The following is a 15664-nucleotide window of genomic DNA, read 5'->3' as shown; positions in this document are numbered from 1 at the left end:
GTCGTACAGGTCGGTGGGCGGGGGTCGGTGGGCGGCGGTGGTCTGGGTGATCTGGGTCGGTGGTCCGGGTCAGTGGCGGGGGTCGCGGAGTTTGCCGATGCGTTCGCGGTCCATGCGGAGTTCGGTGCGGACGAGGCGGGTGACGCGGCCGATGAGCTTGTGGGTCAGTTCGTCGAGCTGGAAGTCGGTGAGGGCGCGGGGGTCGAACGGGGGTGCGGCGTCCGCCGTGGCGGAGGAGGCGGAGGAGGCGGAGGAGTTGGACGGGGAGTTGGCCGACGCGGTGCGGTGAGTCGCGGTGGCGGGGGTGGGGCCGAGGGGGGTCCGGGGGGCTCGCTGGATCGCGGCGGGTGCGGGTGCGGCGGGAGTCGGGGGTGCGGGGGTGCGGGCCGGTTCGGGGGTCGGTGCGGTGGGGGCCTGCGGGATGGTGAGGGGTGCGGGCGGGATGGCGGCCTGGCGTTGGACCACCGGGAGGGCGCGCGGCGGGGTCGGCTTCTGCGGGGTCGTCGAGGGGGTGGCGACGGCGAGGGGTACGGCGGGGCGGGCGGGCTTGTCCCCGGTGAGGCGTTGTACGGCGGGGCCGGTGCCGGGGGCCGTGGGGCGGCGCAGGGGCACGGCGGGCCGGGGGGCCTGACGCTGCGCTGCCGGGGGCGCGGTGGGGGCGGGGAGCGCCGAGGTGAGGGCGCGGGTGGGGGTGAGGGGGCGGACGGGCTGGGCCTTCGGCTCGGCTGCGGCCGTCGGCGTGCTGATTGGTTCGTGGGTGGGCCGGGTCGGGGTGTGGGGCGGCTGTGAGCTGTGGGACGGCAGTGGGCTGTGGGACGACTGTGGGCCGTGGGTGGCTGGTCGCGCAGTTCCCCGCGCCCCTTGGGGGCGGCCCTGGGCCGGGCCAATGGGTGTCAGGGGGACGGGCGGGGCCGCCGGGGTGGGACTCGGCCCTGCTCGGTGTGGTGCCGCCGGGGCGGGTGCCGTTGCTCGCTGTACGGGAGAGGGGTGGGCGAGGGGGCTCGGGGTGCCGGGGGTGGGGCGTCCGGCCAGTGGCTTCGCGTCGACGGGAGGGGCGGTGAGGGGGGCACCGAGCAGGGGGCGCTGGCGGGGGGTGGGGCTCGGGCTCGGGGTGGGGGAGGTGGGCTGAGTCGGGGGTGCCGGGGTTGCGGGGGGTGCTGGAGATGCCTGGGGCGTGGGTGTGGGCGCGGTGGGCGGCACGGGGCCGAGAGTGGGGGTGCCGAGGCCTACGCGCCGCGCGCTGGGGGCGGTGCTCCGCTGGACGGGGCGAGTGGGCGTGACGGTGGGTTGGACGGTGGAGGCTGTGCCACGGGGGGCGGTCGTTGTCCGCCGGGTGGTGTCGGCCGCGCTGCGGGTCGGCGGGGCGGCGGGGGTCCCGGAGGACGTGCCGCTCGGGCCGACTGCCGTGCTGCCGGGGCTCGTTGTCGATACGCCGCGATGGTGCGCCGCCGCGCTGTGACCGTCCGCCGTGGGGCTGGGGCTGGAGGTGGCCGTCGTGCGCTGCACGTCGACGGGGTTGGTCGCGGTGGGACGTGAGGTGAGCCCCGTCCCTCCGGGGGCCGTACGGGGGTCGGCAGGGGTGGCAGGGGTGGCAGGGCTTTCGGCGCCGGGCGGGGCCGGTGTGACGGTGGGGGCGGTCGCCGAGCGCTGGATGTCGGCCGACGGGGCGCCGGGGACGGGGGCTCGGGTGGCGGGGTCGTGGGGCACGTGGGGAGTGGTGCCGTGAAGCGTCGTCGTACGGGGTGCGGTGGCGGTCGGGTTGCCGAGACCGGCCCTTGACGGTCGGCTGTCGTGCGCCTGGGCACCGGCACCGGCCGCCGTGCCACCGGGGAGGCCGGATGCTCCTCGGGCGATGTCCGATGCGGCGTTCGGGCGGGTGACCGCCTCGCCGGTGGTGGTCGGCGCGGTACGGCTGGGACCGGTCGCTGTCCGCTGGACGTTGACCTCGGGGTGTCCCGGGGTGACCGGGACGCGGGCCGGGTTGGTGCGGGTGCCGGTGGGCCCGGTCGTCGTACCGGCCGGGCTGGTCGCCGTGGCGCTGGGCTCGCTCGGTGCCCGCTGGATGTCGGCGCCGGAGTGCCCGGGTACGCCGGGGGTGCCAACTGTGCCGCCCGATGCGGTCGTTGCCCGGTGGGCGCCGGCCTCGCCGGGACCTGAAGCGGTGGGGGTGGTGCGGCCGGTAGCCGCTCGTCGGACGCTGACCTCGCCGCGTCCGGAGGTGGTGGGGCGGCTGCCCGTGACGCCGGTAGAAGGCGTGGTCCCGGGGGCGCCGACTGCCTGGGCCGGGGGGTTCGCTGCCGTATGGGCGGAGTCCGACGCCGTACCGGCGGAGTTGGCCTGCGCACGGCCGGAGTTCGGCGTCGAATCGGTGGAGGGCGCAGAGGTTGGGCCGGAGTTCGCCTGCGTACGGTCGGAGGTCGACGTCGTACGGCCAGGGCTCGGTGTCGTACCGGCGGAGTGCGGTGCCGGACGTCCGGAGTTCGACGGCGTGCCTGCGGGCTTCGACGCCGCAGGGTCGGGGTTGGGCGTCGTGCCTGCGGGCTTCGTTGGCGTACGGCCGGGGCTCGGCGTCGTACCCGGGGTGTGCGATGCCGTGGGGCCCGGGCGGGAGTTCGCGGATGCCTGGGCTGAGTTGGGCGTCGTACCCGCGGCCGCGTCGGGCGTCGCTCGCTGGACGGCGAGTCCTGCGCGACCGGCGTCGGCGGTGGTGTTGCCCGGGGCGGCGGCCTCGGCTGTACCGGCGGAGCCACCCGCAGATGCCTCGCGCCCGACAGCCGTTGCCACAGGCGCCGTTGCCCGAGGCGTGCCGCCCGGCGTGCCGACCGAACCCTGACCTGCGTCCGCCCCGCGCTCGGCGGTTGCCGTACGCCTCGGAGCGGCGGCCGCCGACTCCGTACGCGGTGACGAGGACCCACCGGACGTCACGGGCCCGGAGGACGCATCGCTCGAAGTCGTCGGCCCCGAAGCGGTACCCGCCGGGGTGCCGGTGGACCCGGTGGACCCGGTGGCTGTGGGCAGTGCCGCCGGTAGCGTCCGGCGTTGGACGGCCGGTGCGGCGGGGGCCCTGGTCAGCGGGGTCGGACGGGTGGCCCGGGGACGCGCGGGGGTGACCCGCGGGCCGGTCGGACGGGACGGCGTGACCTGGTACGGGGCTCGCAGCACCGGTCGAGTCTCGCCGGACGCGGACGCGGACGCGGACGAGGTCTCTGGCTCGTCGCCGGCCACCGGCAGGGTGCGCGACGGCAGTTCCAGGCCGGCGACGGGTGTCGCCGACGTGGTGAGGACGTTCTTGACCAGCCCGCCCGGCGCGCCGGGCAGGACGGCGTGGGACAGGGTCCCGGTGAAGGACGGGTTCTGCCAGGTGCTCAGCCGCCCGCTGAACCCGGCGTCCGCGACAGCGGCCCGTCCGCCCCCGGTCGCCCGCTGAATCGGACCCAGACCCTCCCAACCACCGCCGGCACCACCACCACCACCACCGGCAGGAGCGGCCCCACCGGCAGGAGCGGCCCCACCGGCAGGAGCGGCCCCACCGACGGAAGCACCCTCGCCGACCGGAACGGCCCCGCCGACCGAGACACCCGCAGACGCCCCTGCACCCGAGCCCGAAGCCGAGCCCGAAGCCGAGCCCGAACCGACCCCGTCACCCGACGCACCGCCGTCGCCGTCAACCCCACCCCGGCGCGCCGCCGACCCTGCGGCGCCCCGTAGGCGATCCATGAAGCCCACGTGTTCAGCCCTCCGACCCGCCCCGTGTCACGAGGGACGCGATCTGTTCGGTGTAGCGGCGGCGGTCGTGGTGTTCGAGGTCGAGGATCTCCTCGAAGCTCCAGTGGAAGTGGAAGGCGACGTACGCGATCTCCTCGTGCAGCCGGTCGGTCGCGTACGTCACGATTCCCCCAGGCGGCTCCCGCCGAGTTCGACCTCGAAGGGCTCGGAGCAGTGGGGGCACTCCACGGCCGCGCGGGTGTGGCCCTCCGCGTTGACCTGCCGGTAGAAGTCCTGGAGGAACGCGAGGTCGGACGCGAACATGTTCTCCACGATCCCGTCGTGGACCATCGGCAGATTGCCCAGCCGGGTGATGACCCGGCCGAGCAGCACGACCGACAGGTACGCCGGGTTCTCCTGGACGCGGACGTCGCGCAGCGGGATCAGCTCGTCCCGAGCGGTGGCGAGACGCATCACGCCCTCCCGGTGGACGTTCCCCGCCTCGTCGACGTACCCGCGCGGCAATTCGAACGGGAACTCCGTCCGCAGCCGCTGCGTCACCGGCGCGACGGCCGGAGCCGGAGCCGGAGCCGATGCCGGACCCGACGCCTGAGAAGGCGCCGGGTCCGGCGCGGCGACGGGAGCGCCGGTGGTGGGGAAGGGGGACATGGCGGAAGGCGCCGCCTCCTGCCCCGTCACCGTCATCGCGCCCGCCCTGCCAGCCGTACGCCGCATTACTCGATGACCAGTTCTTCGAAGACGATGGTCACGGTCTCGGTGAGCGCGGACGCCTCGCCCGCCTTGAGAGTGCTCGCGTCGATCTTGCTGCACCAGGCGTTGCGCATGTTGTAACGCTTCACCGGGTTGTTCTGGTAATCCATCATGATGATCGACGCGTTCTTGCGCGCCGAGCCCATCTGACCGTTGATCGAGTCGTTGATCCACGTGTTGAACGCGGCCGACTGGGTCATACCGCGGACCACCGTGCACTGCCCGTTCTTCTGCACACCGGGCAGGAGGTTGACCTCGGGCCGGCCCTGCGCGGAGTTCTGCTGGTACGTGATGACGTCCTGTTCGAGGGTGAGGCCACTGACCTCCGCGAGGTACTCGACCATCACCCCGTCGATCTGCAGGCCGAAATTGTGTGAAGTAAGGGCGTCACCCGGCGCGAGACTCATCTGTTCTGTGTCCTTCTGAGGGGGCTGGGAAAGGGGCTGGCTTCAGCGGGGATGGGGCTTCAGCGGGAAAGCGGGAAGGGGCGCGGGCCGGTGGCGGCGGCCTACTCCTCCAACTCGCCGCTGCCGCTGGAGAACTGGGCCAGCCGGAAGATCACGAACTCGGCGGGCTTCACCGGGGCGATACCGATCTCGCAGATGACCCGGCCGAGGTCGACCGACTCCGGCGGGTTGGTCTCCTCGTCGCACTTGACGTAGTACGCGTCCTCGGGCCGCTGGCCGAACAGGGCGCCCTGCCGCCACTCGTTGACGAGGAACGCGGAGACGTTGCGCCGGATCCGGGCCCACAGCGCGTGGTCGTTCGGCTCGAACACCACCCACTGGGTGCCGATCAGGATCGACTCCTCCAGGTAGTTGAAGTACCGGCGGATGTTCAGGTAGCGCCAGGCCGGGTCGGAGGACATGGTGCGGGCGCCCCAGACGCGGATGCCGCGGCCCGGGAAGGCACGGATGCAGTTGACGCCGATGGGGTTGAGCAGGTCCTGCTCGCCCCGGGTGATCTGGAGTTCGAGATCCACCGCGCCGCGTACGACCTCGTTGGCGGGCGCCTTGTGCACCCCGCGCTCGAAGTCGTTGCGGGCCCAGACACCGGCGACGTGACCGCTCGGCGGGATCACCTTCGACTGGCCGGTGGCCGGGTCGAAGACCTTGATCCAGGGGTAGTAGAGCGCGGCGTACTTGGAGTCGTAGCCGGCGGTCTCCTGGCGCCAGACACGGATCTGCCGGGCGTTGAGGCCGGGCGGCGGGTCGATGACGGCGACCCGGTCGCCCATCAGCTCGCAGTGCGCGATCAGACCGAGCTGGACCGCCTTGACGGCCTCCAGGTCGATCGCGCCGCGCTGGTAGGCGGCCATCAGGTCCGGCACCGCGACCATGGAGATCTCATCCACGGCCTCCAGGCCGCCGAAGCCGGTGCGGTCGGCGGAGTCGCCGAGGTACTCGGCCGGACCCGGGTGGGCGTCGTCGGCCGCGGCGGGCGCGACGGCGGCCGGAGCGGCGGGCGCCGCCAGGGCCACGGTCTGGTTGTCGGGGCGCGCCAGCTGCGCGGCCGGCGCGGTCTCCGTGACCGTGATGAGCTTGGAGCGCTCCTTGACCTGGGTGACGACGTAGTTGCGGCCGCCCTTCTTGGCCGTCACGTCAAAGGTCTCGACCGGCTTGTCGCCGTCCTTGACGATCAGCTTGAAGCGCTCGGCGGGGCCCTCGCCCTCGGGGTCGGCGACCTCGACGCTCAGCGAGCCGCCCGCGATGGCGGTCACACTGAACGTGCCCAGCTGCTTCGGCTCGCCCGGCGGGAGCGCGGCCGGCGCGGCGGACCCCGTCACGGCGGCCGGAGAGCCGGCGGACGCGCCGTCCTGGGCCGTACCGCCCACACGGACGACGTACGCGGCGCTGCCGCCGTTGTTGAAGAACCCGTACACCGAGTGCGCGAGGTAGTAGCCGTCGGTGAACTCGCCGAAGGCGGCGACGAACTGGGACCAGTTGGTCACCAGGGTCGGCTCGTTCAGCGGACCGGTCGGGGCCAGGCCGACGAAGGCGGCCACCGAGGTGCCCACACCCTCGATGGGACGCGAGCCGCTGGCCACCTCCTCGACGTAGACGCCCGGCGACAGGTAGGACGGCATGCTCTGCTCTCCTTGGGGTACGAGACAGGTCGCCTCTCACCCTCACGCGCGAAGCGCGTGCCCCGAAACGTCCCGGAGGGCCGGGACGGGGGCACCGTCGTTGCCCGCAGGGGCACGTGCGGGGGCAACGACGGCCCGGTCTGCCCCCGGGACTGCCCCCGTGGACCTTCCGTCGCCGTGGCCGGTCCGGTGAGGCTGGTCGATCCGAGCAGGTGTCCGAGCAAGTGTCCGAGCAGGTGTCTTCGAGCCGAGGAGAACCGGTGCGAGCGCAGAACGGAGCGACCGAGAGGGAGCGGGGCCGGACGGGGGCCGCGCGCACGCCCGGACGTGTCACGCCGCAGGGGCCCGCCGCCGCGCTCCTGGCCCTGCAACGCGCCGCGGGCAACGCGGCGGTGGCCCGCGCCGTCGCGGAGCAGCGCCACCAGCACGGCCCGGACTGCGGACACGCCCCGGACCGTGCACGCGACGCGGACCGCGGACAGGACGCGCCGGTGCAGCGCTCCGCCGTGCATCAGGTCCTGCGTACCTCGGGTCAGCCGCTGGACCCCGCGCTGCGCACCGAGATGGAGGGCCGGTTCGACGGCGAGGACTTCGGCGGCGTCCGCGTCCACACCGACGCCGTGGCCCAGCGCTCCGCTGCGGAGATCGGGGCGCGGGCGTACACCTCCGGCTCCCATGTGGTGTGGGACGGCCGGGACAAGCACACCCTCGCCCATGAGCTGGACCACGTCCGCCAGCAGCGGCGCGGCGCGGTGCCCGGCACCGACGACGGTTCCGGCCTGCGTGTCTCCGACCCCTCCGACTGGGCCGAGAAGCAGGCGGAGGCCACCGCCCGGCGGGTGATGGCCGGCCCCGCTCCCGTGCAACGCGCGACGGACGGGCCGGGGCAGGAGCGCGCGGCGGACGGCCCTGGGACGGAACGCGCGGCTGACGGCCCCGGGAAGGCGGCAGCGCCGTGTGCCCCGGCCGCCGGGAACACGGTCCAGCGCAAGGGACACGAGACGCTGGAGAGCGCGGCGAACGCCCCGGCCAAGTCGCTGACCGGCCGCCTCGCGGGGTGGATCAAGGAGAAACCGGTCTCCGAGGCGGTGGCCCCGGTGAAGGAGGCCGTCCTGGCGTACGACCGGTCCACCGTCCGCGACCCGCAGCAGTGCCTGAACCAGCTGGCGGAGCTCCAGATGCTCGCCCTGCCCCTGCGCGAGGGCGCGCTCCCCGGCGACCTGCGTTATCTCGAGAACGTGCTCACCGCCGTCAGGGCCGAGATGAACGTCGTGGGCGGGCAGGCCGAGCGCGACGGGAGCATGCCCGAGGCGGCGGCCGCGCCGTACAAGGCCATGACGGACCGGGGCACCATGTGGAAGGACCCGCAGTTCGCGCAGAGCACCGTGAACTTCGACATGTCCGGCTTCGGTTACGTCCGGGAGATGTCGGAGCTGAACCGGGCCGAGCTCACGAAGGAGATCGGCGGCGCGAGCGCCAGGGCCTGGGTCAAGGACGTCAGGGCCAAGCTGGAGAACGAGCTGAACAGCAGCGTGCTCGCCCACTACACCCAGCAGGAACGGGCCGACGCGATGCTCGCCTCGGAGAAGAAGCTGAAGCCCAAGTCGGAGCTGGGCGACGCCGAGAACAACACCATGAACGTCGACGAACTGGTCCTCGGCAACGACGGCTTCGTCTTCTTCTACATCGAGCCCAGGGGCAAGACGGACCGCGCCCCCCGCTTCGGCGAGATCCGGCTGGAGCTCGGCATCGACCGGCTGGTGAGCGAGGGCTGGATCATGCTGAGCGACTTCGTCCAGCGCGACTACCCCAAACTCGTCGCCCCCGCGAACCGGCCGGACCTGCCGGAGCACAAGGCGAAATCGGGTCAGCGGGAACTCGCGCAGAAGCAGGCCGCGTACAAGCCGGTGCGCGAGTTCAAGCGGGGAGAGGTCGAGGGGGAGGCCCTGATGGGCATGGCCACCGCCTTCTCGCACATCCAGGACCCGGAGGAGCAGCAGGCGCACATGTTCGCGCGGCAGCTCGCGCTCACGGTGCCGGGGGACCAGATGGTCTACGGCCCGGAGAAGGAGCTCAAACGGCCCGAACTCCTCCACAAGAACATCCTCGTCGGCTCGGACATCATCCCCGGCCTGGTCGAGCGCACGCTCGTGGAGATCATCCGGTTCGAGCAGGCCAACCCGCCGCTGGCCCAGCGGCTCAAGGCCATGAGCGGAGCCGAGCTGATGGACTTCCTGCTCCGGGACCTGCTGCGCCCGCAGGCGATGCTGCCCAACTCCGTGGACATCTCCAGCGCCACGGTCACGAAGGTCAAGGGCAGGAGCTGACCGCCGCCTCCCACGTCGGCCGGGGTGACCGGCACCGATGCTGCCCCTTGAGGCAGGGAAGGCTGCCCCGGCGTCTCTGACCCCGCCGCCGGGCACTGCCGTAGCGTCCCGGTGGTGAGCCTTTGGACTTCCCTCGAACCCGCCTCCGCGACCGTGGACCCGGGGAGCAGTACGACCGTACGACTGCGCCTGCGCAACACCGGTGACGTGGTCGACGAGTACCGCTTCGAGCCGGTCGGTGACATCGCGCCGTGGACGACCGTGGAGCCGCAGACGCTCCGGTTGTACCCGGGGACGACGGGATCGGTGGAGCTGACGTTCGCGCCGCCGCGCACCCCGGACGCGACGGCCGGCCCGAACGCGTACGCGGTGCGGATCCTGCCGACCGAGCATCCGGAGGCGACGACGGTCCCCGAGGGGAACCTGACGATCACGCCGTTCACCGAGGTGCGGGCGGAGCTCGTGCCGCCGACGGTCAAGGGGCGGCTGCGGGGGCGGCCGAAGCTCGCCGTGGACAACCTGGGCAACACGAAGGTCACCGCGTCGGTCAGCGGCAGCGACAACGGCGACCAGCTGTCGTACGACATCCACCCGAGCAATGTGCAGATCGAGCCCGGCCGTGCCGCGTTCGTGAAGGCCACGCTGAAGCCCCGGCAGATCATCTGGTTCGGGTCCAAGGAGGAGCGGCCGTACACCTTCGCGGTGAAGCGGTCGGGGGTGACCCCGCTCGACGTCGAGGGCACCTATGTGCAGCGGAGTTTCCTGCCCGGCTGGCTCGCCACCTGTCTCGGCATCTTCCTGGCGCTCGCCATCACGTTCCTGACGCTGTGGCTGGCCTACCAGCCCAGGGTCGTCAGCGCCACCACGGAGCTGCGGGAGGCCGGCGTCAGCACGCTGGCGCCCTCGCCCACGCCGTCCCTGTCCGCCCCCGCAGAGCCGACGCCCTCCCCTCCGCCGGTCTCGTCGGCGCCCCCGCAGACGGAGGAGCCGAAGAACGACAGCGACAGCGGCGGCGGGGGCGGTGACGACGGAGGCGGCGGATCGGGCGGCGGGTCCGAGGAGAAGCCGAAGAAGGCGCCGACGGCCGCGACCGCCGTACGGCAGCTGGCCGCGTCCGACCCCGGTGGCCGGCACGTCTGCTACCGCGCCTTCGTCAAGGGCAAGGGCTGGACGGCCCCGGAGTGCGACGGCGACACGGCCGGCACGGTGGGCCAGAGCCGGCCGCTGACGGCCCTCAACATCGCGGTGTCCGGCGTCGGCGGCACCGCCAGCGCCGCCTTCGTCCACAACCCCGGCTCGACGAACGGTCAGGGCCACTACGTGGAACCCTGGTCGGGCGCGCCCGACGGCCTGGACAACTACATCGGCGACTCCAAGCAGGACGCCCCCAGCATGCTGGGCTTCACCATCAACGTCGACGAGGGCCGCCGGGGCGTCTGCCAGTCGGTGCACCAGAAGGACCGGGGCTGGCAGAACCTGGCCTGCGACAAGCCCGGCGAGGGGGAGAACTACATCTTCGGCGGCACCCTGGACAACGGCATCTGGCTGGAAGCCGTCAAGTTCACCGTGTGACAAGGCTGTCGGGGCGGAGCCGGGTGGCCTTCGGGGCAGCCCGGCCTGCCCCGGCGACTCCTGACCGTACGCGGCCAATCGCGTAGCGTCCCTCTGTGAGCCTTTGGACATCGCTCGAACCCGCCTCCGCGACCGTGGACCCGGGGAGCAGTACGACCGTACGACTGCGGCTGCGCAACACCGGTGACGTGGTCGACGAGTACCGGTTCGAGCCGGTCGGCGACGTCGCGCCGTGGACGACCGTGGAGCCGGGGACCCTGCGGCTCTACCCGGGGACCACGGGCACGGTCGAGCTGACGTTCACTCCGCCGCGCACCCCCGACGCGACGGCCGGGCCCCACCCGTACGCGGTGCGGATCACGCCCACGCAGCACCCGGAGGCCACGACGGTCCCCGAGGGGAACCTGACGATCACGCCGTTCACCGAGGTGCGGGCGGAACTCGTCCCGCCCACCGTGAAGTGACGCCTGCGGGGCCGTCCGCAGCTCGCCATCGACAACCTCGGCAACACCAAGGTCACCGCCGCCGTCAGCGGCAGCGACAACGGCGACCAGTTGTCGTACGACATCCACCCGAGCAATGTGCAGATCGAGCCCGGCCGTGCCGCGTTCGTGAAGGCCACGCTGAAGCCCCGGCAGATCGTCTGGTTCGGGTCCAAGGAGGAGAGACCGTACGCGCTCGCCGTCCAACGGGCGGGCGTGGCACCGCAGTCCGTCGACGGCACCTATGTCCAGCGGGGGTTCCTGCCGGGCTGGCTCGCCACCTGCCTCGGGGTGGCCGTGGCGCTGGCGATCACCTTCGTGACCTTGTGGTTCGCCTACCAGCCGAAGGTCGTCAGCGCCGCGAGCGACCTCCAGCAGGCCGGTACGACCACTCTGCCGAGCGCCAGCCCGTCCGCGATGGCCCCGGCGCCCACCGTCTCCGCGGCGCCGCTGCCCTCGGAGACGCCCGAGGCTCCCCAGCAGGAGGAGGAGCCCGAGCAGGCGGATCCGGGTTCCGACACCGACTCCGGTTCGGGCGGGGGCTCCGGCTCCGGATCCGGCGGCTCGGGATCCGGGTCGCAGAAGGAACCGGAGACGAAGGAGACGAAGAAGCCGTCCACCGTCAAGGGCTTCGCGATCATCGGCCAGGGCTCGGACCGCTGTGTCGACGTCACGGACGCGCAGAACGGCAAGGGCAAGGACGGCACCCCGCTCCAGATCTGGGACTGCGCCGGCTCGGCCAACCAGAAGTGGGACTTCCGGGGCGACGGCACCGTCCGCTCCCTCGGCCTGTGCATGGACGTCGCCTGGGGCTCCCGGGACGACGGCGCGGTCATCCAGCTGGCCAGGTGCAGCGGCAACCCCGCCCAGCAGTTCGTGCTCAGCACCCAGGGCGACCTGGTCAACCCGCAGGCCGACAAGTGCGTCGACGTGAAGGACAACGCCACCCGCAACGGCGGCGACCTCCAGCTGTGGACGTGCTCGGGCACGCCCAACCAGAAGTGGCGCGTGAAGTAGTCACGGTCCGAGTGGCGGGGCCGCCACCGGCGGGCGGCCCTTGCCCCGCCACCCGCCGGGCGGCCCTTGCCCTCTCGGTGGGGCGCTCCGCCTTCGGCGCGCCCCACCGGCCGCCGCCCCGCTACCAGTTGCCCTCGCCCGGCACCAGCCGTCCGGCCTTGCGGTACTCGCGCTCCGCGCCCTCCCGCAGGTCGGCGGAGGTGACGAGGCCGCCGCGTCCGGCGGCGGCATAGGCGGCGGTGACCACCGCGCTGCGGATGGAACCGCCGGCCAGCTCGAAGTCGCGGGCGACCGCCGCCGGATCCGTGTCGTCGGCGCGGGGCACGGCCGCCAGGCTGTGCCGCCACAGCGCCAGCCGCTGGGCGGTGTCCGGGAACGGGAAGTCGACCACCAGATCCAGCCGCCGGGTGAACGCCTCGTCGATGTTGGCCCGCAGATTCGTGGTCAGCAGGGCGATCCCGTCGAAGGACTCCAGCCGCTGGAGCAGATAGGCGCTCTCCATGTTGGCGTACTTGTCGTGGGAGTCCTTGACCTCCGAGCGCTTGCCGAACACCGCGTCCGCCTCGTCGAAGAGCAGCACGGCGTCGGTGCGGTCGGCCTCGGTGAAGATCCGTTCCAGGTTCTTCTCGGTCTCGCCGACGTACTTGTCGACCACCGAGGAGAGCTGCACGACATAGAGGTCCAGGCCGAGTTCGGCCGCCACGACCTCAGCCGACAGCGTCTTCCCGGTGCCCGACTCGCCCGCGAACAGCCCGAGCACCCCCCGGCCCCGGCCGCCCCCGGCGCTCAGCCGCCAGTCGCCGAGCACCCGGTCGCGATGCCGGGCGCGCAGAGCGAGTTCCCGCAGCTGGGCGAGGGGCTTGTCGGGCAGCACCAGATCGTCCCAGCCGACGTCGGGCCGGATCCGGCGTGCGTGCCGCTCCAGACCGGAGGCGGACTGCAGACGTGCCGCGAGCCGCAGATGGGCCGCGGTCACCTCGGTGCCGTCGAACGCCGCGAGGTCCACGGCCGCGCGGGCCGCCCGCTCGATCCGGTCACCGCCGAGCCGGTACGGGGCGACCGTGGCGGCCAGGTCGAACCCCGGCCCGTCCGCCCCGGCGCCGAGCGCCGCCGACCAGGCGTCCACCGCGCCCGCGGGCGGCCGGGGCACGTCCAGGACCAGCGGATCACGGTCGCACCACTGCGGGTCGTACGGCTGCGGGCCCGCGAACAGCACGGTCACATCGGCCGCCGTGAGCGCCCGGAACAACGGCCCCGGCTTCTCCGGCAACGGCGACACCACGACCGCGCACCCGCGCAGCCGGGCCTCGCGCAGCAGGCGGGGCAGGAGCGCGGAGAGCTCGTCCTCGGCCGCCGGGGGCGTGAAGTGCAGCGCCCGCGTGCCTGCCGCTTGCAGGGCGGCTCCGGCGCGCAGCAGACCGTCGCCCTCGCGGCGCTCCCGCAGGTGCACGGTGAGCGGAGCGGCGGTGAGCCGGGCGGCCAGCCGGGCCGTGAACCCGCCGTCCTCCGCGGACGAGGGCGCGGACGAGGGCGCGGCCACCGCCGACGGCGACGCGAGCGGACGGACATGGCCGACGAGCGACGCGTCCAGCGTGTCGTCGCCGAGCAGATGCGCGACCAGCCGGTCCGGCACCCGCAACCCGCGCCCGAGGAAGGGGCGTTCGGGATCCTCGACGGTCAGCAGCCCGAGCGCGCTCAGCGGCGCCGAGGGACTGAACCGGGCCCGCGCCCGCGCGAGGTGCACGGGCAGTCCGCACAGATCGAGCGCGAGCCCGACCGTGGCCCGGCGTCTGCTCACGTCGTCGTTCAGGTACCCGTACAACTGCTCGTAGGAGCGGTCCAGATCGGGCGCCAGGGCGATGAGCAGGATCCGCGTGTCCAGCTCGGTCAGCCCCAGCCGCCCCGCGAGCCGCTCCAGCGGACCGTCGGCGGGGGGTTCCCGGCCAGGTTCCGGATCCGGCCCTTCTTCCGGTTCTGCTTCCGGTCCCGGTCGCGCGTCGGCGAACACGGACGCGTCCGGCCGCGCGGACGGCTCCAGCAGATGCCGTACGCCCTCCTCGGACAGGTACAGCCCACGCAGCGGATCGCTCGCCGTCGGATCACCGGCACCGCGCTCGGCCACCAACTCGGCCACGCGCTCGCGCAGTCGGGCGAGCCGGAACAGGAGGGCATCGGTGTCCCGGGCGACGCGCACGGTCACCGCCGCCGCTCCCCGGTGATCGGCGCGGACGCCAACTGCCCCGGCCGGTGCGCGCGTTCCTCCGAGCCCTCCAGACCGCCGTCGATGCCGCGCACCCGGATCGCCGCGCCCTCGGTGACCGGGGGGCCGGCGTCGTACTCGGGGAACGCCGGGAACGGCGCGGTCACCACGAGGTCGAGGGACGGCTTCAGCTCGCCGCCCAGTGCGGACCAGATCTCGGCGAGGGACCGGGACTCGGTGTGCAGCCCGGCCACCGAGATCGGCAGGGTCAGGCCCAGCGCGCCGAGCGCGCCCGGGAGTTCGTCGGCGGGCAGCAGTTCCCGGCGCAGCAGATTGGCCAGCACCGCGGAGAGCAGCCGGTGCTCGTCCTGGGGCTGCTTCGTCCAGGCCGTCACCAGGTACGACAGCCGGAACCAGCGGGGCGGTTGACGGCGGCGCACGACGATGTCGAGCTCGTCGCGGACCGGCATGTGACCGCGCTGGCGGCGCGAGACGTCCTCACGGATGTCGTACAGATAGGTGTTGACGGCGGGCGCGTTGCGCCGGGCCGCCCAGTCGCGGGTCGGGGCCTCGAAGGAGACGTCGATGCCGGAGCCGGCCAGGGCACCACCGCCGATCAGTCCCTTGAGGACCTCGTCCACCTCGTGGATCACGGTCGTGCTCCTGTGCTCCTGCTGTGTCGGATGCCTGTCCGTCGATCCTGACCGGCGCGGGGGTCATCTCCGTAGACGCGCCGGGGACAACCGGCGGGCAGAGTGCGGTGCCCAACTGGCCGGGTTCGGCTGCCCGTTCGATCAGATGTAGCCTTCACGGAGGGCATAGGCCACCGCGTGCGCCCGGTTGCGCAAGTGCAGCCGGGTGGTGAGCCCGTGCATCACGTTCTTGACGGTGCGTTCGGAGTAGGAGAGCTTGCTCGCGATCTCGCCGGTGTCCATCCCCTCGGCCACCAGCCGTAGGACGTCGATCTCCCTCGGTACCAGGCCCGACAGGGGCGCCCCGGTGCGCCCGGCCACCGAACGCTGCAACGTCCCCACCTGGTTGATCAGCCGGCCGAGCAGATCGGCGGGCAGATCGCCGTCCCCGCGCGAGGCCGCGAGCACCGCCTGCGCCAGCCGGTGCGCGGTCGCCTCCTGCCGCCACACGATGGCCCCGACCCCGCACTCGATGACATCGAGCAGCTCCGTCTCGCGGATCGTGCTCACCACCAGCACGGCCCGCGCCCCCTCGCTGCGCACCAGCCGGCGCAGCGCGGACAGCAGCGGCTCGTCCGGGGTGTCCCCGACGAGCACGGCCACGGTGCCCGGCCGTACCTCGGTGTCGTCCACGAGGCCGATCACCGGGTGCCCCCGCAGCTGGCTGAGCACGCCGGCGCGGGAGAGCGGGTCGAGGGTGTGGACCACGACCGGGATGCGGCGCCGGGTCTCCTGGGACTCCGACGTGACGGTGGCCGCGGCCAGGGCCGTCGCCGGGTCCGTGGTCCGGAATGTGCTGCGCAACCGTTTCT

At 73.3% G+C, this 15664-nt stretch carries 11 protein-coding genes and 1 pseudogene; 4 read left to right on the top strand and 8 right to left on the bottom strand.

Features of this window, described 5'->3' with window-relative positions; all coding sequences use genetic code 11:
• Positions 1-69: 69 nt before the first annotated feature.
• Positions 70-612, bottom strand: coding sequence for an extensin (locus P8T65_RS13820; protein ID WP_316725709.1), 543 nt, complete (start codon positions 610-612; stop codon positions 70-72).
• 2392 nt (positions 613-3004) lie between these two features.
• Between P8T65_RS13820 and P8T65_RS13815 the strand changes: the two genes are divergently transcribed.
• Complete coding sequence (locus P8T65_RS13815; protein ID WP_316725708.1) at positions 3005-3427, top strand: hypothetical protein; 423 nt, start codon at positions 3005-3007, stop codon at positions 3425-3427.
• A gap of 303 nt (positions 3428-3730) precedes the next feature.
• Here P8T65_RS13815 and P8T65_RS13810 read toward each other — a convergent pair whose 3' ends face one another.
• From P8T65_RS13810 to P8T65_RS13795, 4 genes are all read right to left on the bottom strand, one after another.
• Positions 3731-3889 (bottom strand): DUF6760 family protein, encoded by a 159-nt coding sequence (locus P8T65_RS13810; protein ID WP_086786782.1) that lies wholly within the window; start codon positions 3887-3889, stop codon positions 3731-3733.
• Entirely contained in the window at positions 3886-4440 is a 555-nt protein-coding gene (locus tag P8T65_RS13805; protein ID WP_316725707.1) for a hypothetical protein, read from the bottom strand. The genes P8T65_RS13810 and P8T65_RS13805 overlap by 4 nt, the downstream gene beginning before the upstream one ends.
• Positions 4440-4883 carry a phage tail protein gene (locus P8T65_RS13800; protein WP_033526822.1) on the bottom strand — a complete coding sequence of 148 codons (444 nt, stop codon included), beginning with the start codon at positions 4881-4883 and terminating at the stop codon, positions 4440-4442. The genes P8T65_RS13805 and P8T65_RS13800 overlap by 1 nt, the downstream gene beginning before the upstream one ends.
• Positions 4884-4984: 101 nt before the next feature.
• Positions 4985-6562 (bottom strand): phage tail sheath subtilisin-like domain-containing protein, encoded by a 1578-nt coding sequence (locus P8T65_RS13795; RefSeq protein ID WP_316725706.1) that lies wholly within the window; start codon positions 6560-6562, stop codon positions 4985-4987.
• A 260-nt stretch (positions 6563-6822) separates the two neighbouring features.
• Between P8T65_RS13795 and P8T65_RS13790 the strand changes: the two genes are divergently transcribed.
• From P8T65_RS13790 to P8T65_RS13780, 3 genes and pseudogenes are all read left to right on the top strand, one after another.
• Positions 6823-8889 (top strand): DUF4157 domain-containing protein, encoded by a 2067-nt coding sequence (locus P8T65_RS13790; RefSeq protein WP_399098882.1) that lies wholly within the window; start codon positions 6823-6825, stop codon positions 8887-8889.
• 114 nt (positions 8890-9003) lie between these two features.
• Positions 9004-10461 carry a hydrolase gene (locus tag P8T65_RS13785; protein WP_316725705.1) on the top strand — a complete coding sequence of 486 codons (1458 nt, stop codon included), beginning with the start codon at positions 9004-9006 and terminating at the stop codon, positions 10459-10461.
• A 95-nt stretch (positions 10462-10556) separates the two neighbouring features.
• Positions 10557-11960 (top strand): annotated as a pseudogene (locus P8T65_RS13780) (ricin-type beta-trefoil lectin domain protein).
• A gap of 121 nt (positions 11961-12081) precedes the next feature.
• Here the strand turns inward: P8T65_RS13780 and P8T65_RS13775 are convergent.
• The 3 genes from P8T65_RS13775 to P8T65_RS13765 all read right to left on the bottom strand — a co-directional run bounded on the left by P8T65_RS13775 (position 12082) and on the right by P8T65_RS13765 (position 15656).
• Positions 12082-14160, bottom strand: a complete 2079-nt coding sequence (locus P8T65_RS13775) for an ATP-binding protein (RefSeq protein WP_316725704.1) — start codon at positions 14158-14160, stop codon at positions 12082-12084.
• Positions 14157-14813, bottom strand: coding sequence for a DUF4255 domain-containing protein (locus tag P8T65_RS13770; protein WP_316725703.1), 657 nt, complete (start codon positions 14811-14813; stop codon positions 14157-14159). Before P8T65_RS13770 ends, P8T65_RS13775 begins: the two co-directional genes overlap by 4 nt.
• 141 nt (positions 14814-14954) lie before the next feature.
• Positions 14955-15656: a LuxR C-terminal-related transcriptional regulator gene (locus P8T65_RS13765; RefSeq protein ID WP_399098879.1), complete on the bottom strand. Its 702-nt coding sequence runs from the start codon at positions 15654-15656 to the stop codon at positions 14955-14957.
• Positions 15657-15664: the final 8 nt, after the last annotated feature.

Origin of the sequence: Streptomyces sp. 11x1 (assembly GCF_032598905.1) — a bacterium.
In the GTDB taxonomy this organism is placed as follows: Bacteria; Actinomycetota; Actinomycetes; order Streptomycetales; family Streptomycetaceae; genus Streptomyces.
Note: the sequence above shows the minus strand (reverse complement) of the source record. Positions and strands in the feature narration are given on the sequence as shown.

Bases quoted from the DNA above. Each gene is read 5' to 3' on its own strand.
- P8T65_RS13805 (WP_316725707.1), bottom strand. From the start codon at position 4,440: ATGCGGCGTACGGCTGGCAGGGCGGGCGCGATGACGGTGACGGGGCAG.
- P8T65_RS13800 (WP_033526822.1), bottom strand. From the start codon at position 4,883: ATGAGTCTCGCGCCGGGTGACGCCCTTACTTCACACAATTTCGGCCTG.
- P8T65_RS13795 (WP_316725706.1), bottom strand. From the start codon at position 6,562: ATGCCGTCCTACCTGTCGCCGGGCGTCTACGTCGAGGAGGTGGCCAGC.